The sequence below is a fragment of the Stenotrophomonas sp. NPDC077420 genome (assembly GCF_044543385.1).
Lineage (GTDB): Bacteria > Pseudomonadota > Gammaproteobacteria > Xanthomonadales > Xanthomonadaceae > Stenotrophomonas.
Genome location: NZ_JBITVZ010000001.1, coordinates 119,924 through 141,746 on the forward strand (window position 1 = coordinate 119,924; position 21,823 = coordinate 141,746).

Sequence of the window (21,823 nt, forward strand, 5' to 3'; positions counted from 1 at the left end):
CGGCTCTACGGTGGGTGGGGTTCCGGATGGGTCAGGCGTCTTCTGCTACCAGCGCGTGGTGGATGCTGACTCCAGCGCGCACGCCTTCGGCGCTGGCCAGGGTGATGTTGCCCATGGCGGTGGCATCGCCCGCGGCGTACACGCCGGGCACGGTGGTCTGCTTCTGCGCGTCCACGCGCACCAGCACGCCCACCGGGCTTTCGTCCAAGGCGCATCCCAGCTGTTCGACCAGGGGTGAGCCCATCTCCTGGCGTGCGGTGACGAACAGTGCGCGCAGGTCGATGTGGCGACCGTCGGCCAGGCGTGCACCGCTCAGTTGCGGTGCCTCACCGTCAAGCGCCACCACCGCTTCGGATTCGATCTGCACACCGCGCCGTTGCAGGGTGGCGATCTCGTCGGGCTCCAGCGTCATGCCATGCGCAAACAGCGTCACCTGGCCCCAATCGGCCAGCAGGCCGGCCATGAACGCGGACATCGCGTGGCCGCCCAGCAGACCGATCGCGCCGCCGCCGATTTCGTAACCGTGGCAGTACGGGCAGTGCAGCACGCTCTGGCCCCAGCGCGCGGCGAGCCCGGGCAGGTCCGGCAGTGCATCGCGTATCCCGGTGGCCAGCAGCAGCTTGCGCGCGGACCAGGTCTCGCCGCTGGCGGTGGTCACGGCGAAGCCATCCACCGTTGCCTGGGCATCCACCGCGGTGTCGGTGGCCCAGCGCACGCTGGGGTACTCCAGCAGCTGCGCCTTGGCCTGGCGCAGCAGGTCGCTGCCGCTGATGCCGTCCAGCCCCAGCACGCCGTGCGAATGCGCCGCGTACCGGTTGCGCGGCAGTCCGCTGTCGATGACCAGCACGCTGCGGCGGCCACGCGCCAGCATCGTGGCGGCGGAGAGGCCAGCGAAACTGCCTCCGACGATTACGGCATCAACGGTCATGCGGAACTCCCTTGCTGTGCTGGGCCAGGTGCTGGGCAAAAGCGTCGCCCAGGGTCGCCAGCGTGGTGGCATGCAGGCGCTGTTCGAGCAGCGCCTGCGCCTGTTGGTAGCTCTCATCCAGCGCGGCATTCACCACCTGCTGCACCGGGCAGCCGCGACCGGTTTCGCGCGCGCCGGTGTGCAGCAGGGCGGGCGACCCGATGGCGAGATACACGTCGTGCAGGGTGATCGTCGCCGGGTCGCGCGCCAGGTGGCTGCCGCCACCGTGCCCGCGCGCGGTATGCACCAGGCCCCCCTTGTGCAGGGCGGCCAGCAGCCGGCGGATCACCACCGGATGGGTGGGCAGGCAGGCGGCGAGCTGCTCGGAGGTGCGCGGGCCGGCCTGCCCGACCAGGTGGGCCATGATGTGGAGTGCGTCGGAAAACTGGTTGCTGGATTTCATGTAACGTCAATAGTTACATATTTAGCGTCGATCCGGTAGCGCCGGCCGTTGGCCGGCCCCATGAACGGTGAACCCCTGTGTAGGCCGGCCAACGGCCGGCGCTACCGCAGAAAGGCCTGGCCGGTCATCGCGTCGGCGAGGTAATCCAGGAAGCTGCTGATCCGCGCCGAGACGGCAGTGTTGCGGTAGTACACGGCGTGGATGGGCTGGCGTACTTCCACGGTCAACGTCGGCAAGAGCTGCACCAGCGTGCCGGCGTCGCGGTCACGGTGGGTCATGAAGTCGGACAGACAGACCACGCCGGCGCCTTCGAGGGCCAAGCGGCGCAGGGTTTCGCCGCTGGAAACCGCCACCGCCGGGCGGATGTGCAGCAGCGCGTCGGTACGCCCGGGCAGCGGCCAGTGGTTGAGCGAATCCGGTTCGTTGAAGCCGAGCAGCGCGTGGGCGTCCAGGTCTTCCACGGTCGTGGGCGTGCCGTGCGCGGCCAGATACGCCGGGCTGGCCAGCACGCGCAGGCGGCTGTGGGCGAGCGGTCGCGCATGCAGGGTGGAGTCGGCCAGCGGGCCGATCCGGATGGCGACATCGGTGCGGCGTTCCAGCAGGTCGATGTAGCGCTCGCTGCTGTTGAGCTCCAGCTGCACGTCCGGGTACAGCGCCCGGTACCCGGCCACCACCGGCGCGATCACGTGGAGCACGAACGGGGTGGCCGCATCCACGCGCAGGCGGCCGGCCGGGCGCTGTCGCCGCGCCGTCATCTGCTCCTCGGCGGCTTCCACTGATGCCACGATGGCGCGGGCCTGGGCCAGGAACGCATCGCCTTCCTCGGTGAGCTGCAGCCGGCGGGTGGTGCGGGTCAGCAGGGTGGTGCCCAGCTTTTCCTCCAGCCGGCCCAGCGCGCGGCTGACCCCGGAGGTGGTCTGCCCCAGTGCCTCGGCGGCGGCGGTGATGGAGCCGCTGTCGATGACGGCGATGAATGCCTGCATTTCGTCCAGAGTGGTCTTCATGGACCCATTATTGACCATGAAGCAAGAGTCATTGGCGTGAAGGCCGGTTTTTCCGCAAGAGTCCCGCGCGCAGACTGCGCAGCCTCTCCTTCCACCGGTAACCCTCATGTCCCGTGGCATTCCCTTGGCCTTGTTGGCGTTGACGCTGGGTGCGTACGCCATCGGCACCACTGAATTCGTCATCGTCGGGCTGATCCCGACCATCGCCGCCGATCTCGGCGTCTCCCTGCCCTCGGCCGGCCTGCTGGTCTCGCTGTACGCCCTGGGCGTGGCGGTCGGCGCACCGGTGCTGACCGCGCTGACCGGCCGGGTGCCACGAAAGACCCTGCTGGTGGCCCTGATGGTGCTGTTCACCGTGGGCAACGTGATCGCCTGGATGGCGCCCAGCTACGGCTCGCTGATCGTGGCGCGGGTGCTGACCGGGTTGGCGCACGGGGTGTTCTTCTCGATCGGGTCGATCATCGCCACCTCGGTGGTGCCGAAGGAAAAGGCGGCCAGCGCGATTGCGATCATGTTCACCGGCCTGACCGTGGCACTGGTCACCGGCGTGCCGCTGGGCACCTTCATCGGCCAGCACCTGGGCTGGCGCGCGACCTTCCTGGCGGTGGCCGCGCTGGGCGTAGTGGCGCTGCTGGGCAGCCTGCTGTTCGTGCCGCGCAACCTGCAGCGCAGCGAGCCGGCCACGTTCGGCCAGCAGCTGGCGGTGCTGGCGCAGCCGCGCCTGCTGCTGGTGTATGCGATCACCGCGCTGGGCTATGGCGGCACGTTCCTGTCGTTCACTTATCTGGCGTCGATCCTGCAGGACGTCACCGGCTTCTCGGCCAATGCGGTCAGCGGCGTCCTGCTGGTGTACGGCGTGTCGGTGGCCATCGGCAACCTGTGGGGCGGCCGCCTGGCCGACCGCCGTGGGCCGATTCCGGCGTTGAAGCTGATCTTCGGGCTGCTGGCGCTGGTGCTGTTCGCCCTGACCTTCACCGCCTACAACACGTGGCTGGTGCTGCTGACGGTGCTGGCGCTGGGCGCGGTGGCGTTCGGCAACGTGCCGGGCCTGCAGGTCTACGTGGTGAAGCAGGCGCAGCGTTTCGCACCGCAGGCGGCGGACGTGGCGTCCGGGTTGAACATCGCCGCGTTCAACGTCGGCATCGCGATGGGCGCGTCGCTGGGCGGCCTGGTAGTGGACCACCTGGGCCTGATGCACACGCCGTGGCTGGGCGCGCTGGTGGTGCTGGGCGCGCTGGGGCTGACCGTGCTGAGCGGTCGGCTGGACCGTCGCGACGGTGTTGAAGACCGCGCCGACGGCGTGGTGGTCGCCGCGCATTGAGGTGAGAGCAGCCGACCCACGGTCGGCTCTACATCGGGTTGGCTGTGCCAGGCGTAGTCTTTGTTGTTTCCCCCATTGAAGGAGTTTCTCCATGAGCATTCCCGCATTCGGCCTGGGCACGTTCCGCCTGAAGGGCCAGACCGTCATCGATTCGGTCCGCAACGCATTGGACGTGGGTTACCGCGCCATCGATACCGCGCAGATCTACGGCAACGAGGCCGAGGTCGGGCAGGCCATTGCCGAGTCCGGCGTTGCCCGCGATGAGCTGTTCATCACCACCAAGGTGTGGATTGCCAGCTTCGAACACGATGCTCTGCGTGAGAGCCTGCGCGAAAGCCTGCGCAAGCTGCGTACCGACCATGTCGACCTGACCCTGATTCATTGGCCGTCGCCGAACGACGCGGTGCCGATGGCCGAATACCTGGGCGCGCTGGCGCAGGCCAAGGCCGAAGGCCTGACCCGGCAGATCGGCATTTCCAATTTCACCATCGACCTCACCCGCCAGGCGATCGCGATCCTCGGTGCCGATGCGATCGCGACCAACCAGATCGAGGTGCATCCGTACCTGCAGAACCGGGCGCTGATTGCGTTCCTGCGCGAGCAGGGCATCCATGTGACGGCCTACATGAGCCTGGCCTATGGCGAAGTGTTGAAGGATCCGGTGATCCAGGCCATTGCCGAACGCCACGACGCCACCCCGGCGCAGGTCGCACTGGCCTGGGCCCTGCAGCAGGGCTTTGCGGTGATTCCGTCCTCGACCAAGCGTGAGAACCTGGCCAGCAACCTGCTCGCTGCGGACCTGCGGTTGAGCGATGAGGACATGGCGCAGATTGCCACGCTGGATCGCGGGCAGCGGCTGGCCAATCCGGAAGGCATTGCGCCAGCGTGGGATTAACGGGGGTTTTGTTCAGCATTCGATACGTAACGCCGCATACCGTATCGGATCCTGAACATTCCTGCCGCTGTGCACGCAGACAAACACCGGAGGGGTGTCGGCAGATTGGCGTGCCCGACGCCGGTCCCGTTCTTTACCGGAACATGCTGCTGAATGTTCTGATCGGCAATAGCGACGACCATCTGCGTAACCACGGACTGCTGTTCGATGGTCGCTGGCGTCACGCGCCCAGTGATGTGGGCGGGGGCGTTGCAGCGCATGCGCCTGCCTGGCTGGATCAGCGCTGCAGCCATTCCCGCATGGCGGCGTTGACAGCGTCGGGCTGTTCCATCGGCGCGAGGTGGCCGCAGTCGGGAATGACCACCAGCGTCGAGCCCGGCACCAGTGCGTGCATCTCCTCGCTGATCGGCAGCGGGGTGATGCGGTCGTTGGCACCGCAGATGATCAGCAGCGGGTCGCGGTAGCCGGCCAGCACGTCATGGCCATCGATGCGGTCCAGCGCGCTCTGCCGCAGGAACACCTCGGCACCGAGCCGGGCGGTCATGTCGCGTACGCGCTGCACCAGGACGTAGTCGTCCAGGCGCGAGGCATGGATGTAGCTGCGCATGAGCTTGTCGCCGAAACCGTGGAAGGTGCCGGGTAGGCGCACGCTGGCACGCTGCGACTGGCGCTGCGCGGCGCGTTCCGGAGAGTCGGCGTGGAGGGAGGTGTCGATCAGCGCCAGCCGCAGCACGCGTTCGGGGGCCACGCGCAGGATCTGCTGGGCGACGAAGCCGCCGAGCGAGAAACCGGCCAGCGCAAACCGGTCCGGCGCCTGCGCCAGCACATCGTCCACCACCGCCTGCAGGGTCTCGCCACGGGTCTGGTCCCCCACGCGGCAGTCGGCGATGTCGGACAGGGCGGCGATCTGCCCGCGCCAGAGTTCGGCATCGTTGAGCAGGCCGGGTAGCAAGAGCACGGGAATGCGTTCGGTCATGCCGGTATTGTCGGCGATCCCGACCTCGCCGGCGTGTCGTCTGCGGCCCGGTGTGTTGCATGGAGCGGCTGCAGCCAGGCTTTGGAAACAGGCACTTGCCGTTGCCGCGTGATGCAGTACCAACGGCTGAAGCTGCGCTGCCTAGGCTGATGCGCCGTCCACTCCAGGAACCCTGCATGCACTCCATTCCAGCCAACAACGCCGCCACGCCGCCCGCCAACGCGCGCGTTCCTGTCCCCCCTGCCTCTCCTGGTTCTGCTGGCACGGTGCAACGTGCGGGCAGTGGGGAGTTGGCCGTCGCACCTCCGCCCGCGCCCGCGCGCCAGCTGCGGCTGGAGTCGATCCGGCAGGAAATGGCGTACTTCGGCGCCATTGCCGAGCCCCTGAAAAATGCGCTGACCGACGCGGAGCTGCAGACCAGCGAGGGCCGGGCCGCCGCATTGGGCCGGCAGCTGATGTTCATCACCAATCCCTGCAGGGTTGGCGCGCAGACGTTGTCGGCCTTCCGTTCGCAGTTCGTGGATGCCGAGGAGCGCGGCTATGCACTGGTCGATGCCCTGCCCGCGCCGGGCGCGCCGCTGTTCGGGGTGGGCTCGCTGGCCTACCAGACGCTGTTGAGCAATCACTGCGCGCCCGGCAACGATGGCATGGCGCAGCTGCCGTTGCTGCACGCCGCCCGCTTCCTGACCCTCGCCACCGAGCCGAAGTAACCTGCCAGGCTCAGTGGGCCAGACCCTCCGGCGGCTCGGGCACCTGCACGCTCTGCACCGGCAGGGTCACCACCATCACGGTGGGGTCGTCGGGGTCCAGCCGGGTCTTGAAGCCCAGGCTCTGGCACATCGCCAGCATGGTGCTGTTCTCGCGCAGCACCTGGCCTTCGACGATGTTCAGCCCGAGCCACTGGGCGTATTCGATCATGATGGTCATCAGCCGCCAGCCGATGCCGTGGCCCTTGAGATCGGAACGGATCAGGATGCCGTATTCGCCGCGATCGTAATCGGCATCGGCATGCAGGCGCACCGCGCCGAGCATGTCGCCGCTGCGCGGGTCGATCGCGACCAGGGCAATGGAGCGGGCGTAGTCGAGCTGGGTCAGGCGGGCGATGAACTCGTGGCTGAAATGCTTGACCGACTGGAAGAAGCGCAGGCGCAGGTCGTCGTCGGTCACCCGGGCGAAGAAGGCGCGGAACAACGCGTCGTCCTCCGGTCGCACCGGGCGCACGAATGCCGGCGCGCCATCGGACAGGGTCAGGGTGCGCTCCCACTCCTTCGGGTACGGGAACACGGCGAAACGCGGATGACCGCGGCCTTTGTGCAGCTTGCGCGAGGGCGCGATCGCCACGCGCGCATCCAGCGCGATGACCCCATCGCGGTCGGCCAGCAACGGGTTGATGTCCAGCGTCCGTACTTCGGGAATGTCGGCAGCCAGCTGGGCCAGCTTGACCAGGATCAGTGCAACGGCGCGCTCATCGGCGGCCGGCACGTCGCGGTAGGCTTTGAGGATGCGTGAGACGCGGGTGCGACCGATCAGCTCATGGGCCAGGCGCAGGTCCAGCGGCGGCAGCGCCAATGCCTTGTCGTCGATCACTTCGACGGCGGTGCCGCCGCGGCCGAACACCACCACCGGACCGAAGGTCGGGTCGTCGGCGATGCCGGCGATCAGTTCGCGCGCCTTGGGCCGCACGATGGTGGGCTGCACCAGAACCCCATCGATGCGCGCGTGCGGGCGCAGCTCATGGGCGCGCGCAAGGATGGAGCTGGCCGCAGCCTGCACCGACTGCAGGGTGCCCAGGTTCAGGCGCACGCCGTCCACGTCGGACTTGTGCGGGATGTCGGCGGAAAACACCTTCACCGCGACGGTGGCGCCCCGTTCCAGCAGCGGCTGGGCCAGGTCCATGGCCTCATGCGCGTCGCGCGCCTGCATCACCGGCGCCGACGGAATGCCGTAGGCCGACAGGAGCTGGTGGATGGCGATCGGATCCAGCCACTGCTGGCCCGCCGCGAGCGCGGCCTCGACAATGGCGCGCGCCGCGGCCGTGTCCACGACGAAGTCTTCCGGCAGGCTGGGCGGGGTTTCCATCAGCGCGGCCTGCGCGTCGCGGTAGCGCACCAGGTGCTGGAAGCCGCGTACCGCTTCGGCCTCGGTCGGATAGGTCGGCACGCGCGCGGCGTTGAGGGTGGCGGTGGCGCGGTCGTCGTTGCCCAGCCAGACCGCGAACACCGGTTTGTCGCGGTGGTGGCGCGGGCGCAGGCCCAGCGTGCGGGTCAGCGCCTGCGCGGCATCGGCCGAGGAAGTGAACGCGGTGGGGACGTTGACCACCAGCACGGCGTCATTGCCGGTGTCGGACATGAGTGCGTCGATGGCGGCTGCGTAGCGGTCACCATCGGCGTCGACGACGATGTCGACCGGGTTGCTGCGCGACCAGCCTTCCGGCAGCACGGCGTCCAGCGCGGCAATGGTGCCGGGCGAAAGTTCGGCCAGGGTGCCGCGCAGGGCCAGCAGCTGGTCGACCGCCAGCCGCCCTACCCCGCCGCCGTTGCTGAGGATGGCCAGGCGCCGGCCCGGGAAGGTGCCCAGCCGCCCGAGTGTTTCGGCGGCGGTGAACAGTTCGTCCAGCGCGCTCACGCGCAGCAGGCCGGCGCGGTTGAACGCGGCACCGTACACGGCATCGGAACTGGCCAGCGCCTGCACGTGGGTGTCGCCATCGGGCTCGATACGGAGGTGGCGACCGGACTTGACCACCACCACCGGCTTGGCGCGGGCGGCGGCGCGGGCCGCGGACATGAACTTGCGCGCGTCGCCGATGTGCTCGACGTAGAGCAGGATGGCGCGGGTGCGGTAATCGGTGGCGAAGTAGTCCAGCAGGTCGCCGAAGTCGACATCCAGTGCGTCGCCGAGCGAAACCACGGCGGAGAAGCCGACCGAACGGGCCACGCCCCACTCCACCAGCGCTGCGGCAATCGCACTGGATTCGGAAATCAGCGCGAGGTCGCCGGCCTGCGGGACATGCGCGGCGATGCTGGCGTTGAGGCGCGCATGCGGGGCGATCACGCCCAGGCAGTGCGGGCCAAGGATGCGCAGGCCCTTCGGGCGCGCGGCGGCTTCAACCTGCTCGGTAAGCGAACCCGGGCCGTGGCCCAGGTTGGCGGTGAGGATGATGGCGGCGGCCACGCCGCGTTCGGCGGCGGTGGCCACCACCTGCGGCACGATGCTGGCCGGGGCCGTGATGACCACCAGCTCCGGCACCCAGTCCAGGTCCTTGAGCCGCTTCACCGTGCGGATGCCGTCAATCTCGCTGTAGCGGGGGTTGATCCACGCGACCTTGCCGGGGAAGCCGGCCGCGCGCAGATTGCGCATCACCGCGCGGCCGGCGGAACGCTCGCGCGGACTGCCGCCGACGACGGCCACCGATTGCGGGCGGAACACGGATTGCAGGTGGTAGGTGCTCATGGGGTCGAACAGGTACCGGGACACGTAGTGACACGGTACACGGGTGCGGGCGGTGGTGGGATGATCGCAGGCGGGGTCGGGTTACAGCAGGGTGCCGCGCAGGATCATCGCGGCGATGCTGAAATAGATCACCAGCCCGGTCACGTCCACCAGGGTGGCCACGAACGGCGCCGAGGCACTGGCCGGGTCGAAGCCCAGGCGCTTGAGGATGAAGGGCAGCATCGACCCGGACAACGAGCCGAAGGTGACGATGCCCACCAGCGCCGCACCGATGGTCAGCGCCAGCAGCTGCCAGTGCTCGCCATAGTCGTGCAGGCCCAGCAGCTGCCAGGACACGATGCGGATGATGGCCAGCACACCGAGGATGGCGCCGAGGGTGATGCCGGTGGGCACTTCGCGCAGGGCGACGCGCCACCAGTCACGCAGGCGCAGCTCGCGCAGGGCCAGGCTGCGGATCAACAGCGAGGTGGCCTGCGAACCGGAATTGCCGCCGGAACTCATGATCAGCGGGATGAACAGGGTCAGCACCACGGCGCGGGCCAGTTCGTCTTCGTAATGCTGCATGGCGCTGGCAGTGAGCATTTCGCCGAGGAACAGCACGCTGAGCCAGCCGGCGCGCTTGCGCAGCATCTCGAAGAAACCGATCTGCATGTACGGCTTTTCCAGCGCTTCCATGCCGCCGAACTTGTGCGCGTCTTCGGTGGATTCTTCGATCAGCGCGTCCAGGATGTCATCCACGGTGACGATGCCGAGCACCTGCTGGCGCGCGTCCACCACCGGAATGGCCAGCAGGTCGTGGCGGCGGATCAGCTGCGCCACTTCTTCCTGGTCGAGCAGGGCGTCGACGGTGACCGGCGGATTGACCTGGGCGACCTCCAGGATCGGCTCGTCGGGCAGGCCGGTGATCAGGCGGCGCATGGTCACCACCTGCTGCAGGGCCTGGCTGTGCGGGTCGAGCACGTAGATGGCGTACACGGTTTCGCGGGTGCGTTCGACCTCGCGGATGTGCTGCAGGGTGCGGCCCACGGTCCAGTCGGCCGGCACGCTGACGAACTCGGTGGTCATCAACGCGCCGGCGGTGTGCGCGGGGTAGCTGAGCAGCTGCTGGATGGCCTGGCGCGATTCGGCGCTGAGCAGCGGGATCAACCGGGCGCGCTCGTCTTCGTCCAGCTCATGGACGATGTCGGTGGCGCGGTCGTCGGCCATCAGGCCAAGCAGTGCGGCCGCCTTGGTTTCCGGCAGCGCGGCCACCAGGTCGCCACTGCGGGTCAGCTCGGGCTGTTCGAGCATTTTCACCGCACGCGGCAGCGGCAGCGCGGCCAGCGTGGCGGCGGCGCGCGCGAGCTCGAGCGTGTTGAGGTACTCCACCGCGTCGGCGGTGTTGAAGTCCTGCAGGGGTGCGCCCAGGGCGGCATCGGCTGCCGGGCGCAAAAGGTCTTTCTGGTTCATCGGGTTCGCCTTGTGGATCGCGTATGCGCGACGCCAACGCCTGGCGAACCGTCCCGTGTCAGGCGGTGGCCATCGCTGGCGTCGAGCAAGGTCGACTTCTACTGTCGCTGGACATGGGTGTGGACTCCGGAAGGGTTTCGCTGGGCGCGCCGAGGCGGCGCGGTCAGCGGGCGGCAGTCTGGACCCGCGCGCGGACCGGGTCAACCCCTTGCGGGCCCACCGTTCGTCCCCGGTTGAAGGTCGTTGACGCGGCGGGCCGCATAATGGGCCGCCGGCGACGGGCCGGTGATGCAATGCGCAGGTTTCCCCATGCATAGCGGTGCGCTGGTCCTGGCCCTGGTGTTGCTGCTGGCCGCGGTGATCGCGGTGCCGGTGTTCAAGAAGCTCGGGTTGGGTGCCGTGCTCGGCTACCTGGCCGCGGGGGTGGTGCTGGGTCCGGACGGGCTGGGGTTCGTGCAGGACGCCGACCGGATCCTTGGCGCGGCCGAGATCGGCGTGGTGATGCTGTTGTTCGTGATCGGCCTGGAGCTGTCGCCCACCCGGCTGAAGGTGATGCGGCGCTCGGTGTTCGGTGCCGGTACCGCGCAGGTGGCGGTGAGCGCACTGGTGCTGGGCAGCCTGCTCATGCTCGACCACTTCCACTGGAAGGGGGCGCTGATCGTGGGCATCGCGCTGGCGCTGTCGTCCACCGCCGTCGGCCTGCAGCTGCTGTCCGAGCACAAGGGACTCAACACCGATTACGGCCGGCTGGGCTTTGCCATCCTGCTGTTCCAGGACCTGATCGCGATTCCGCTGCTGGCGGCGATTCCGTTGCTGGGCGGCGCCCGCAACGACACCCTGCAGTGGAACGATGTGGCAGTGGCGCTGGGGGCGCTGGCGGTGGTGATCCTGTGCGGACGCCCGGTGCTGCGCTGGCTGTTCAACACCGTGGCGCGCACGCGCAGCCCGGAAGTATTCACTGCAATGGCCCTGCTGGTGGTGCTGGGCACGGCGTGGTTCATGCAGGAGGTGGGCCTGAGCCCCAGCCTGGGCGCGTTCCTGGCCGGGGTATTGCTGTCCGATTCGGAGTTCCGGCATGAGTTGGAATCCCAGATCGAACCGTTCAAGGGCCTGCTGCTGGGCCTGTTCTTCATCGCCGTGGGCATGGGCATCGACCTGGACCGGATCATCGCCGAGCCATGGGCGATCGCCATGGGCGTGGCGGTGCTGCTGGTGGTGAAGTTCAGCCTGCTGTTCGGCATCGGCAAGCTGGCCCGGCTGAGCACGCGGCACGCGCTGCTGCTGGGCAGCGTGCTGTGGCTGGGCGGTGAGTTCGCGTTCGTGGTGTTCAACGAAGCGCAGCGCGCGAACCTGCTGGGCAACGCCAACCACGACCGGCTGGTGGCGATCGTCGGCCTGTCGATGGCGCTCACGCCGCTGCTGCTGATCGCCCTCCTACGCCTGCTGGGTCGCGAACACGAGGTGGCCGGCGACAGGCCGGCCGCCGACACCATCGACCCGGGCGGCACGCAGCCCAGCGTGATGATTGCCGGCATGGGCCGCTTCGGCCAGGTGGTGGCGCGCCTGCTGACCGCGCAGAAGATTCCGTTCATTGCACTGGAAGCGAACCCGGACACGGTGTCGGACCTGCGCCGCTTCGGCAACAAGCTGTACTACGGCGACCCGACCCGCCCGGAGATGTTGCGCGCGGCCGGCGGCGAGAACGTGCGGGTGTTCGTGATCACGCTGGACGATCCGGACGCGAACATGCACGCGACGCGGTTGATCCGGCGCATGTATCCGAATGCGGTGGTGCTGGCCCGGGCGCGCAACCGCCAGCATGCCTGGCGGTTGATGGACATGTCGGCCGAACCGTTCCGTGAGGTGTTCGGCTCCAGCCTGGACATGAGCGAGCGGGTGCTGACGGCGCTGGGCTTTTCCACGGAGACGGCGCGCAACCACGTGGAGCGCTTCCGCGAGCACGATGAAAAACTGCTGCGCGACCAGTACCTGGTCTACGACGACGAGGCCGCGGTGATGCAGACCTCGCGCGACGCGAGAGCGGACCTGATGCGCCTGTTCGAAGCCGATGCGGAACGCGATGAAAAGGCAGGCAACCAACGCGACAATTGAACGGCCCGGCCGGACGTGTCCAATTACCCCAACGTTCGAAATTCGTAGCGCCGACTGTCAGTCGGCGACCGCGCGCAGCGCGGCCGGAAAATCCGCAGACACGCACCCAACGTCTGCGACGCACCGACCGCGGTTGAAAACCGTCCGAAGCCGCGTGTCACGGTTCATGGCGTCGGAACGTAGAGCAGCCGACTGACAGTCGGCTCTACCTATCGGGATTGCCTGTCGGTGTTGCTCGTTGTCCCGGATGCAACGGCCCACTAATTTCCTGAAATTGATACAACGAGCGTCCAAGCATGCTGCTCGACGATCTCCACCTCGAGGCGGAAGCTTGCGTTGGCTGCGTAGTTCAACCTATCAGCGACTACCAAGGGCAGGGATTGCCGATACGGATCGTCCTCGACTAAGTCTCTACGTACATCAATGTCGGAACGAAACGCGTGAGAACTTCAATACAGACATCATCCGAGATGACTGCGTAGTGCGCCGTCTGATCCAACGCATGAACTCCACCGCTCGAATTTTCCAACCAGATGGCCTTTCTCCATATCTGAACTCGTCAGTCGCTCGACCATCCTGACGCTGAATCTCCAGCGTTGACCTTCCGTCTTTCGAGTAGCTTCTATCAATCACTCGACTTTCGTCCTCCAACTGACCCACGCGGGTTCCGTCAGCCTTTGTGTCTACGTCTTTGGGTCCAACGGCGTCAAAATCTTTTGCTTTCTGATCTGCTTCAGCTCCTCGACGCCACACCCAGGCATTTGGATGGTGACACTTTCAATGGTCTACTGGTGTTCCGCCCGACCCCTCTCCTCCCTCAAGTTAAAAAAGCTCCGACAGCCTCATGCGAACTTCCAAATCGCGAGAGGAAACCCCTTTCGAGATTTGCAAACCCTACAGCACTCGCCTCGCTTCCGAAACAAATGCCTGCCAATTCGTAAACAGTCTCGCGATATTCTGATCATGGGAATGACTCTCGGGAACATACCCATCGGCAGGAGGCATATACCTGACAAAGGATTCCATGCACTCAGGGTAATCAAAATCGGCGTAGATCCTCTCAACCTCGCCAAGAGGATCTGCGAGCGTATCGCGCTTCTCATAAAGATTCCCGAGCATAGCGACCAACCATTTTCTGGCCACCGCCTCCTCGTCGACACCTTCTACAAGGCGTACAAGCTGCTTTGCCAAGACCGCCTGTTCGTACGAGTCAGCGCCATCCAGCTGCCTAAGTAGATCTTCTATATCGGGATCGCCCGCTTGATCTTCTCTCTCCTCGGCGTAGTCTTTCAGTACATTGATGTCAATCAAATTTCGTTCCATTGCCCAAGCCAACTCCCCCCAGCTCCAGGGACCGTAGCGCCGAATGCAATCGTAAGTAGTCATATTGCGGATCAGTTCTTGTTAGGGAGCCCATTGATGCTGCCTCCCTCAACAAACCGTTGGTGCGTGAGGTCGCCAGTCTTCTCCACAATGTACTCGAATCGTTCGGCCTTTCCGTTGAGCTGGCCCGGCACTTGAGTCGGCGTTCCAGCGCCAAGTAGAACATCAGCCGGTCACCCTAACCCGGAAGATGCAGGTAGTTTCCTGCCATATTTCGTCGATCTCGTAGTAGTTGGAAATTTTCGGGCACCAGGGCTCGCTGCACCTCCCTACCGAACCATTGCCGGCTTCGTTCCACTTCCACGTTGCGGTGAACACTCCGTACAGATAGGGGACCTCAATGTCCCACTCGCCAAACCCGCCGAAGTACTCCATCTCCATCTTCGACCCCACCCGCAGACGCCGGCGCAGCTGGACGGTTAGCTGCTGTTCCCTGGAAGGTCTACGTCAACCACAAAGAATTCGGCACTATTGTCGTAGAGACTGATCTGGTCGCCGAACAGTTCGGACTTCAAAGGCGCAACGAGTTCGGTAGCCCTGATGCGCTCGTTGTATTCCTGCCAAGGGTAGCGACCGCCGGCACTTTGCGCCGAAACGTCGCCGCAACTCAGAAGAACAGCCAGAAGGACAAACGCAAGGCGCGCCCGCGACACACGGCGTGCGGGCACTGGATGATGATCCACGCTGTAACTCCATTTACGTATTGAGATGCGCATATACGTTGATACGCTCGGCGCCGGGACTGCCTTGCATCAGCGTCATTGCGATGGAACAGCGGTGGATTCTGCACGATCGCAGAGAGATGGCAATCGGACAATTCTTACGTCGGTCAGAAGCGTCTACATGTAGCGGCCCGAAATTCTGCGGACACGCGATCCGCGTTCGTGACTCACCCGTCGCGGTTGGTGAGCGTCCGAAGCGGCGCGTCGAGGGTTCATGGCGTCGGAACGGAGAGCAGCCGACTGACAGTCGGCTCTACCGGTCGGTCACACCGGTCGGTCACACCGGTCGGTTATGCCGGTCGGTTATGCCGATCGGTTATGCCGGTCAGTTATGCCGGTCGAGATAGCGCGCCGCGGTTACCCGTTATCGCGCAGGAATCTTGCCATCGACGACACGCCCGGTACGCGCGGCTCGAACTCGCCGGCGACGTCGATGAAGCCGCGCATCACCGCGATCTCGCGCGGGCTGCGGTTGAGCGCATCGCGCACGTCGGGGTCGGCGCCGGCACGCAGCAGGCGCTGTACCAGCAGCGGCAGCCCGTGCAGCGCCGCCAGGTGCAGCGGGCCGAAGCCGCGCGGGTCGCGCGCGTCCAGCGATACGTCTTCGTCCAGCAGGCGCTCCACCGCCGCCAGCACCACCTGTTCGTCGCAGGCGGTACCCGGTTCGGCGCGCGCCCCCAGCAACAGCAGCAGCGGGGTGACCGACCCGGCCGCGGCCTGGTCGGGCTCGGCGCCGGCCAGCAGCAGCGTGTCCAGCAGCGCCAGCAGGCGCGAACGGTCGCGCGCACCGAAGCCGTACAGCGCGGCACAGTGCAGCGGCCCCAGTTGCTGCGCATCACCGGCGTGGACGTTGGCGCCGGCGGTAAGCAGGCGCGCGGCGATGTCGGGCAGTCCCAGCGCCGAGGCCAGCATCAGTACGGTTACCCCGCCCGGCAGGCGGTATTCCAGTTCGGCGCCGGCATCGAGCAGGGCCGAGACAATGTCGATCTGGCGCATGCTGACGGCCGCCGACAACGGCGTGGCCCCGCTGGCGGCCGCATGTTGCGGGTTGGCACCCCGGGCCAGCAGCAGGTCGACCACGGCCAGGTGACCGCCACCGGCGGCACGCAGCAAGGCGGTGCAGCCCTGCGCGTCGACCACGTCGATGGCAAAGCCCAGGTCATTCAAACGGCGCACCGCGTCGGCGTCGCCGGCCATGGCCGCGGCCGGCAGGTCGGAGGCACGCAGCGCGCGGCGCGGCAACGGCCACACCCGCCAGTCCAGCCAGTCGGCCAGGTCGCGGCGGCCGATCGACAGCGCCACGCCCAGCGGGGTCTGGCCGTCGGCGGCACGCGCTTCGGGCGAGGCACCCTGCTGCACCAGCAGTTTCAGCGAGCCCTCGCGGGCCAGTGCGGTCGCTAGGTGCAGCGCCGTCATGCCGTGGCTGTCGCGGGCTTCGCGATCCACGCCCAGGGTGAGCAGGGCCTGCTGCAGGCGCAGCCAGCCCAGGCGCACGGCCAGCGACAGCGGCGGGTCGCCCGCCGGCGAGGCGGCGAACGGGTCGGCGCCGCGCTCAAGCAGTTCCAGCGCCAGCTGTTCCAGCCCGCGCGCGGCCTGGTCATGCTGCGCGCAGGCGGCCAGCAGGCGCGCCAGGCCGCCGGCACCGGCGGGCGACACGCCACGGCGCAGCAGCACCTGCAACGCCGGGACGGCGTCGATCCCGCGCGCCAGCAGCGCGAACATCGGGGTGTCGCCGCAGGCATCCAGGACTTCCGGCGCGGCGCCGTGCGCGAGCAGCCAGTCCACCGCGTGCGGATCCAGCGCGAGTTCGGCGTCGTGCAGCAGCCCGCCCAGCTCGTCCGGGCTGCACAGGCGGGCCAGCGTGGCCAGGCCATCGACGTTGCCGAACCCCAAAGCTTCGCGCAGCAGGTCCAGCGGCGGGCGGTCCGGCAGGGTGGGCGTGCCCGGTTCGCTCTCGGCATCGCCGGCACCGGTCAGGCCGTCGGTCACCGCGACCGGCAGCGGGTAACTGCGGTCCAGCAACGAGACAATGGTCCAGCGCCCGGCGGCGGCGGCGATGTCCACGGCGCGGCGACCCTGCGGGTCGGGCACGTCGGCGGCAATGCCCAGGTCGAGCAGGCGACGCACCAGCAGCGGCGACACGCTGTCGGCCATGCATGCCAGCAGCACCGCATTGCGCCCTTCCACGTCCACCGCATGCAGGTCGGGCTTGTGCGGCAACAGGTGTTCGACCACGGCGGCGCGACCGGCGCGGGCCGCTTCCAGCCACGGCGTGCGCGACAGCGCGTCGCGCGCTTCCAGGTTGGCGCCGGCGGCCAGCAGCACGTCGATGATGTCCACGTGCCCGGCCAGGGCGGCTTCGTGCAGGGCGCTGCGCCGCTGGCGGTCGCGCGCGTCGGCGCGGGCCTTGTGCTTGAGCAGCAGCTGCACGCCGGCGGGATCGTCTTCTTCGGTGCCGGCCGCCGCCAGCAGCACGGGGGTGCCCTCGGCCGGTTCGGTGCGCGCGCCACGCTCGAGCAGGAACCGGGCCAGGCGCCAGTTGCCGACCTGGCAGGCCACCGCCAGCGGCGACCAGCCGTCCTGGTTCAGGGCGTCCACTTCAGCGGCGGCGTCGCGCAGCAATGCCGCCACGCCCGGGTCGGAACTGCGGGCGGCGTGGTGCAGCGGCGTATTGCCGTCGCTGTCGACGGCACGCGAGTCGGCGCCGTTGGCGAGCAGGGTCATCACCGCTTCCGGGCGGCCATGCCAGCTGTCGCGGGTGGCCGCCAGCAGCGGGGTCATGCCGCGGTGCGGGGTATTCACGCCCACGCCGCGCGCGATGAGTTCGCGCAGCAGGCGCAGGTCCGGCAGCACCGCCGCCAGCACGACCAGGCTGCGCTGGTCGCGCCAACCGGGATCGGGCAGGCCATGCGGATCGGCACCGGCCGCCAGCAGCTGCAGTGCCCGATCGACCCGGCCACTGCGGGCGGCCTCGTACAGGGCAGGCAGGCGTTCGTGCTGGCCGAGCGGCTCCAGCGGCTGCGCCACATCGTCGGGGTGGGTGGCGGCGTCGAACAGGGCGCTGGGCGGCGCCAGGACGCTGCGTGCGGGCAGCGGGTCGGCGGGCGCGATGCGCTGCAGGGCGAGGTGGGCCAGCGGCGAACCGATCAGCACCAGCAGGGCGAACGGCCAGCGCAGGCTGTCCGGGAGCAGCCCCGGCCAGGCCGGCACCACCACCAGCGCGCACACCGCCACCACCAGCGCCGCGACGATCAGGCCACGCCATGCGCTGAGGTCGCGCGTGGCCAGGCTGCGCCAATGCCGCACCAGACTGCCGTCGCCGCGTTCGATCTCGTTCCACAGCGGCCAGGTGCGCCACACCCCGAGCAGGCCGGCGCTCACCGCCACGCTCAGCCCGAGTGCCGCGGCCAGGCTGCCGCTGTCGTGCAGCGCGCCCAACGGCCAGGACACCAGCAGGGCGAACGCGGCCGGGCCCAATGACCACAGCGCGGCCAGCGCGGGCAGGTCCTGCCGGCCAAGCTGGGCCAGCGCGGGTACCGCGCGGCTGCGCCGCCACCACGACACGCCCAGCGCGAAGGCCGGTTGCGCCAGCGCCACGCCCAGTGCCGCAGGCACTCCGCCCAGCACCACGGCCAGCGACAGCAGGCCGCCGAGGGCGACGGCACCGGTGGCGGCGCGGGTGCGCGGCAGCTCAGTCATCGCGGGTCATCGCGGCGCGGTACCCGCACCGGCGCCACCGGCGGGGGCGGCATCTGCAGGTGGAAACCGCGTTCGGCGAGATTGGCGCGCACCTGATCGACGTCGGCCAGGGCGAGGCGACGGTCGGGGGTCAGAGCGACTTCCAGCACGAATGCGAACGGCGCCAGGGTGGCTTTCAATGCATCGGGGATGGCATCGAAGGCGTCGCGGGCGGCGAGGTAGACGTAGGTGTCCTGCTTGCGTTGGCTTTTGTAGACGTAGGCTTGCATTGCCCGCGGGGCGACAGCCCTGGGAATAGATACGTCGATTGTGTCGGAAACCACGCGTGTCCGATAGCCATCTGCCGGGGAAGGCGCCGGTTTCATGGCGCGAGGCAGATTCAGGTTCATCAATGTGGTGGGGTTGTTCAGGTAGAGCGGGGGCCGTCGTTCCGGGGAACGACGGCGGGAAGCCAGCCGACCAACGGTCGGCTGCTACCGGCGAAATCACGCTGCGCGTTATTTCACCTTGGCGTAGGTGCCCTTCAGGGCAACGCCGGCGAGGATGGCGCCTGCGTAGCATTCGTAGTTGGTGGTGCTCTTGAACTCGTTCTTCTTGTAGTAGCTGACGATGTCGACCACCGCGTTGGCGCCGCGCGACTTGGCGCCATCCTGCAGCGCCTTCAGCGCCGACAGGGCGACCCAGTTGCAGGCCACGGCATCGCTCTTGTTGGCGGCGTTGGTCTTCTTGTTGGTGACGTCTTCGCTAAACCGCTGCTGGACGTTGACCTTTTCACCGGCCAGGAAGAAGCGGACGCTGCCGTCGATGCCGGCCGCCTTGGCTTCCGGGGAATTGATCAGGTCGTGGAGCGACTGCTCGACACGGGTTTCACGGGCGTGGGCGGTGCTGGCGACGGCGAGCAGTGCGGCAGCGGCAATCAGGGCAAAACGACGCATTCAACTTTCTCCTTGTTGGTAAGCAGGGGTGTTGCACGGGGGAAGCCGGCCCTGCGAGGGGCCGGGTGTCGGACGGTATGGCTCAATCCTGCCAGCGGCGGAAGATCAACGAGGTGTTGATGCCGCCAAAGGCGAAGTTGTTGCTCATCACGTAGTCGGGCTGCATCTGGCGGCCTTGGCCGCGGATGAAGTCGAGTTCGCCGCAGCGGGGGTCGACCCGGTGCAGGTTCAGGGTGGGCGCGAACCAGCCTTCGCGCATCATTTCGATGGTCACCCACGCTTCGAATGCGCCGCACGCGCCCAGCATGTGGCCGACATAGCTTTTCAGCGAGCTGATTGGCATGCCGGCGCCGAACACCTGCGCGGTGGCCTGGGTCTCGGCGATGTCGCCATGTTCGGTGGCGGTACCGTGCGCGTTGACGTAACCGATCTGGCCCGGTTCCAGGCCGGCATCTTCCAGCGCCAGGCGCATGGCCTGGGCCATGGTCTCGGCGGTGGGCTGGGTGACGTGCTGGCCATCGCTGTTGGTGCCGTAGCCGACCACTTCGGCCAGGATGGTGGCGCCGCGCGCCTGGGCGTGTTCCAGTTCTTCCAGGATCAGCGTACCGGCACCCTCGCCCAGCACCAGGCCGTCGCGGTTGGCGTCGAACGGGCTGGGGGTGGTCTGCGGTGCGTCGTTGCGCACGCTGGTGGCGAACAGCGTGTCGAACACCGCCGCGGCGGTGGCATCGAGCTGTTCGGCGCCGCCGGTCACCATCACCGTCTGCTTGCCGCTGCGGATCGCCTCGTAACCGGAGCCCACGCCCTGGCTGCCCGAGGTGCAGGCGCTGGAGGTGGTGTACACCCGACCGGACAGGCCGAAGAACACGCCGATGTTCACCGGCGAGGTGTGGCTCATCATCTTCAGGTAGGTGGTGGCACTGATGCCTTCGGTGGTGTGGTCGTGCAGCATGCGGCCGAACTCGGCGGTGGCTTCATGGCTGCCCGAGGACGATCCGTAGGCCACGCCAGCCCGGCCGCTGCGCAGCACCGGGTGGCCGAGCAGGCCCGCCGCGTCCAGCGCCAGTTCGGTGGCGCGCACCGACATCACCGCGACCTTGCCCATGCTGCGGGTGGTCTTGCGGTTGTAGTGGGACGGCAGTTCGTAGTCTTCGGCCGGCGCGGCCAGCCGCGTGTTGAGGCCGTCGAAGACTTCCCAGCCGGGGATGTAGCGCACCGCATTCTGCTGCGCATGCAGGCGTGCGCGGATGCTGGGCCAGTCATTGCCCAGCGGGCTGATGGCGGCCGCGCCGGTCACCACTACACGACGTTCGGGCGCGCGCATCAGACCATGCCTCCGTTGACCGAAATGACCTGGCGGGTGATGTACCCGGCCGCTTCGGAAAGCAGGAACGACACCGCGTGCGCGACTTCCTCAGGCTGGCCCATGCGGCCGGCCGGAATCAGCTTCAGCGCATGATCGAGGATTTCGTCGTTGACCATCTCGGTTTCGATCAGCCCAGGCGCCACGCAGTTGACGGTGATCGCACGGCTGGCCAGTTCCAGCGCCAGCGCCTTGGTGGCACCGATGATGCCGGCCTTGGCCGCGCTGTAGTTGGTCTGGCCACGGTTGCCGACCAGCCCCGATACCGAGGACAGGGTGACGATGCGGCCCGGCTTGCGCCGCCGCACCATCGGCATCACCAGCGGGTGCAGTACGTTGTAGAAGCTGTCCAGGTTGGTGTGCACCACCGCGTCCCAGTCCTGGGCGGGCATTGCCGGGAAGGCGCCGTCACGGGCGATGCCGGCGTTGCAGACCACGCCGTAATAGGCGTCGTGCGCCTCGACATCGGCGTCCAGGGCGGTACGCGCGGCCTCACGGTCGGACACGTCGAACACCAGCACGCGGGCCTGGCGGCCCAGTGCCTGGATCTCGGCGACCACCTGCTGCGCTTCGTCGATCCTGCTGCGGCAATGCACCACTACGTCGAAGCCATCGCGCGCGATACGCAGCGCCACGGCGCGGCCGATGCCCCGGCTGGCGCCGGTCACCAGCACGGTGAGATTCCCTGTCATGCCTCTCCACTCTCCAGATAAGCCATCGCATCGCGTGGTTCGAACACCGATACGTTGGCGACCGCCAATTCAACCTCGCCTGCCAGGATCCGGCAGGCGAACATGCCCAGTCCATTTTCGCCCATCAGCTCGCACTGTGCCTCCACCCGCAGGCAGGTCCCGGGGGTGAAGGCCGGCTGGTGGGCGGTGTAGCGCCGGGTGCCAAGCAGGAACCCGATCGACGGTTCCCGCCCTTCGGCACGCGCGCGGCACCCGGCCCAGGCGGCAATGGCCTGCGCCATGTATTCCACCCCGACCCAGGCCGGCACGCCGGCGGGGCCGGAGAACAGGCCCTGTTCGGGCACATCCACCTCCACCACGATGGATTCGGGCTGCCAGTCGAGCACCCGGTCGATCAGCCGCATGCTGTCGCGGTGCGGCAGCACGGCGTCGATGTTGCTGGGCAGTGGCAT

General features: G+C 67.8%; 19 protein-coding genes and 1 pseudogene. 5 read left to right on the forward strand and 15 right to left on the reverse strand.

From position 1 onward, the window contains the following. Nucleotides 1-31: 31 nt before the first annotated feature. The 3 genes from ACIGII_RS00505 to ACIGII_RS00515 form a co-directional block, all read right to left on the reverse strand. The gene (locus ACIGII_RS00505) at nt 32-928 is read right to left on the reverse strand and encodes an NAD(P)/FAD-dependent oxidoreductase (RefSeq protein ID WP_399637684.1); all 897 of its coding nucleotides are present in this window, start codon (nt 926-928) and stop codon (nt 32-34) included. Further along, nucleotides 918-1,370: an Rrf2 family transcriptional regulator gene (locus tag ACIGII_RS00510; protein WP_399637686.1), complete on the reverse strand. Its 453-nt coding sequence runs from the start codon at nt 1,368-1,370 to the stop codon at nt 918-920. Before ACIGII_RS00510 ends, ACIGII_RS00505 begins: the two co-directional genes overlap by 11 nt. 101 nt (nt 1,371-1,471) lie before the next feature. Further along, complete coding sequence (locus ACIGII_RS00515; protein ID WP_399637689.1) at nt 1,472-2,374, reverse strand: LysR substrate-binding domain-containing protein; 903 nt, start codon at nt 2,372-2,374, stop codon at nt 1,472-1,474. 106 nt (nt 2,375-2,480) lie between these two features. Between ACIGII_RS00515 and ACIGII_RS00520 the strand changes: the two genes are divergently transcribed. From ACIGII_RS00520 to ACIGII_RS00530, 3 genes and pseudogenes are all read left to right on the forward strand, one after another. Next, the gene (locus tag ACIGII_RS00520) at nt 2,481-3,695 is read left to right on the forward strand and encodes an MFS transporter (protein ID WP_399637691.1); all 1,215 of its coding nucleotides are present in this window, start codon (nt 2,481-2,483) and stop codon (nt 3,693-3,695) included. A gap of 91 nt (nt 3,696-3,786) precedes the next feature. Continuing rightward, nucleotides 3,787-4,590, forward strand: a complete 804-nt coding sequence (dkgB, locus tag ACIGII_RS00525) for a 2,5-didehydrogluconate reductase DkgB (protein ID WP_399637694.1) — start codon at nt 3,787-3,789, stop codon at nt 4,588-4,590. A 110-nt stretch (nt 4,591-4,700) separates the two neighbouring features. Further along, nucleotides 4,701-4,808 (forward strand): annotated as a pseudogene (locus tag ACIGII_RS00530) (HipA domain-containing protein); the annotation flags it as partial. Nucleotides 4,809-4,867: 59 nt separating this feature from the next. Here ACIGII_RS00530 and ACIGII_RS00535 read toward each other — a convergent pair. Then, nucleotides 4,868-5,566 carry an alpha/beta fold hydrolase gene (locus ACIGII_RS00535; RefSeq protein WP_399637698.1) on the reverse strand — a complete coding sequence of 233 codons (699 nt, stop codon included), beginning with the start codon at nt 5,564-5,566 and terminating at the stop codon, nt 4,868-4,870. A gap of 176 nt (nt 5,567-5,742) precedes the next feature. On the opposite strand from ACIGII_RS00535, the gene ACIGII_RS00540 reads away from it, so the two are divergent. After that, the gene (locus ACIGII_RS00540) at nt 5,743-6,276 is read left to right on the forward strand and encodes a hypothetical protein (protein ID WP_399637701.1); all 534 of its coding nucleotides are present in this window, start codon (nt 5,743-5,745) and stop codon (nt 6,274-6,276) included. Nucleotides 6,277-6,286: 10 nt separating this feature from the next. On the opposite strand, the gene ACIGII_RS00545 is transcribed toward ACIGII_RS00540, so the two are convergent. Beyond that, entirely contained in the window at nt 6,287-9,016 is a 2,730-nt protein-coding gene (locus ACIGII_RS00545; RefSeq protein ID WP_399637704.1) for a bifunctional acetate--CoA ligase family protein/GNAT family N-acetyltransferase, read from the reverse strand. A gap of 81 nt (nt 9,017-9,097) precedes the next feature. Continuing rightward, entirely contained in the window at nt 9,098-10,465 is a 1,368-nt protein-coding gene (gene mgtE / locus ACIGII_RS00550; RefSeq protein WP_399637706.1) for a magnesium transporter, read from the reverse strand. Nucleotides 10,466-10,774: 309 nt separating this feature from the next. On the opposite strand from mgtE, the gene ACIGII_RS00555 reads away from it, so the two are divergent. Then, the gene (locus tag ACIGII_RS00555) at nt 10,775-12,577 is read left to right on the forward strand and encodes a monovalent cation:proton antiporter-2 (CPA2) family protein (protein ID WP_399637709.1); all 1,803 of its coding nucleotides are present in this window, start codon (nt 10,775-10,777) and stop codon (nt 12,575-12,577) included. Nucleotides 12,578-13,471: 894 nt separating this feature from the next. Here the strand turns inward: ACIGII_RS00555 and ACIGII_RS00560 are convergent. The 9 genes from ACIGII_RS00560 to ACIGII_RS00600 form a co-directional block, all read right to left on the reverse strand. Further along, nucleotides 13,472-13,963, reverse strand: a complete 492-nt coding sequence (locus tag ACIGII_RS00560; RefSeq protein WP_399637710.1) for a DUF2247 family protein — start codon at nt 13,961-13,963, stop codon at nt 13,472-13,474. A 162-nt stretch (nt 13,964-14,125) separates the two neighbouring features. Next, on the reverse strand, nt 14,126-14,341 hold the full coding sequence (locus ACIGII_RS00565; protein ID WP_399637713.1) for a hypothetical protein: 216 nt from the start codon (nt 14,339-14,341) through the stop codon (nt 14,126-14,128). Between the two features lie 38 nt (nt 14,342-14,379). Beyond that, the gene (locus tag ACIGII_RS00570; RefSeq protein WP_399637715.1) at nt 14,380-14,643 is read right to left on the reverse strand and encodes a hypothetical protein; all 264 of its coding nucleotides are present in this window, start codon (nt 14,641-14,643) and stop codon (nt 14,380-14,382) included. A gap of 396 nt (nt 14,644-15,039) precedes the next feature. Next, entirely contained in the window at nt 15,040-18,381 is a 3,342-nt protein-coding gene (locus ACIGII_RS00575; protein WP_399637718.1) for an ankyrin repeat domain-containing protein, read from the reverse strand. Further along, nucleotides 18,378-18,650: a YcgL domain-containing protein gene (locus ACIGII_RS00580; protein WP_399637811.1), complete on the reverse strand. Its 273-nt coding sequence runs from the start codon at nt 18,648-18,650 to the stop codon at nt 18,378-18,380. The genes ACIGII_RS00575 and ACIGII_RS00580 overlap by 4 nt, the downstream gene beginning before the upstream one ends. 228 nt (nt 18,651-18,878) lie before the next feature. Then, on the reverse strand, nt 18,879-19,316 hold the full coding sequence (locus tag ACIGII_RS00585; RefSeq protein WP_399637720.1) for an excinuclease ATPase subunit: 438 nt from the start codon (nt 19,314-19,316) through the stop codon (nt 18,879-18,881). Nucleotides 19,317-19,398: 82 nt separating this feature from the next. Next, nucleotides 19,399-20,640 carry a beta-ketoacyl-ACP synthase gene (locus ACIGII_RS00590; RefSeq protein ID WP_399637722.1) on the reverse strand — a complete coding sequence of 414 codons (1,242 nt, stop codon included), beginning with the start codon at nt 20,638-20,640 and terminating at the stop codon, nt 19,399-19,401. Next, nucleotides 20,640-21,371 carry a 3-oxoacyl-ACP reductase FabG gene (gene fabG / locus ACIGII_RS00595; protein WP_399637724.1) on the reverse strand — a complete coding sequence of 244 codons (732 nt, stop codon included), beginning with the start codon at nt 21,369-21,371 and terminating at the stop codon, nt 20,640-20,642. The genes ACIGII_RS00590 and fabG overlap by 1 nt, the downstream gene beginning before the upstream one ends. After that, complete coding sequence (locus ACIGII_RS00600; protein ID WP_399637727.1) at nt 21,368-21,823, reverse strand: hypothetical protein; 456 nt, start codon at nt 21,821-21,823, stop codon at nt 21,368-21,370. Before ACIGII_RS00600 ends, fabG begins: the two co-directional genes overlap by 4 nt.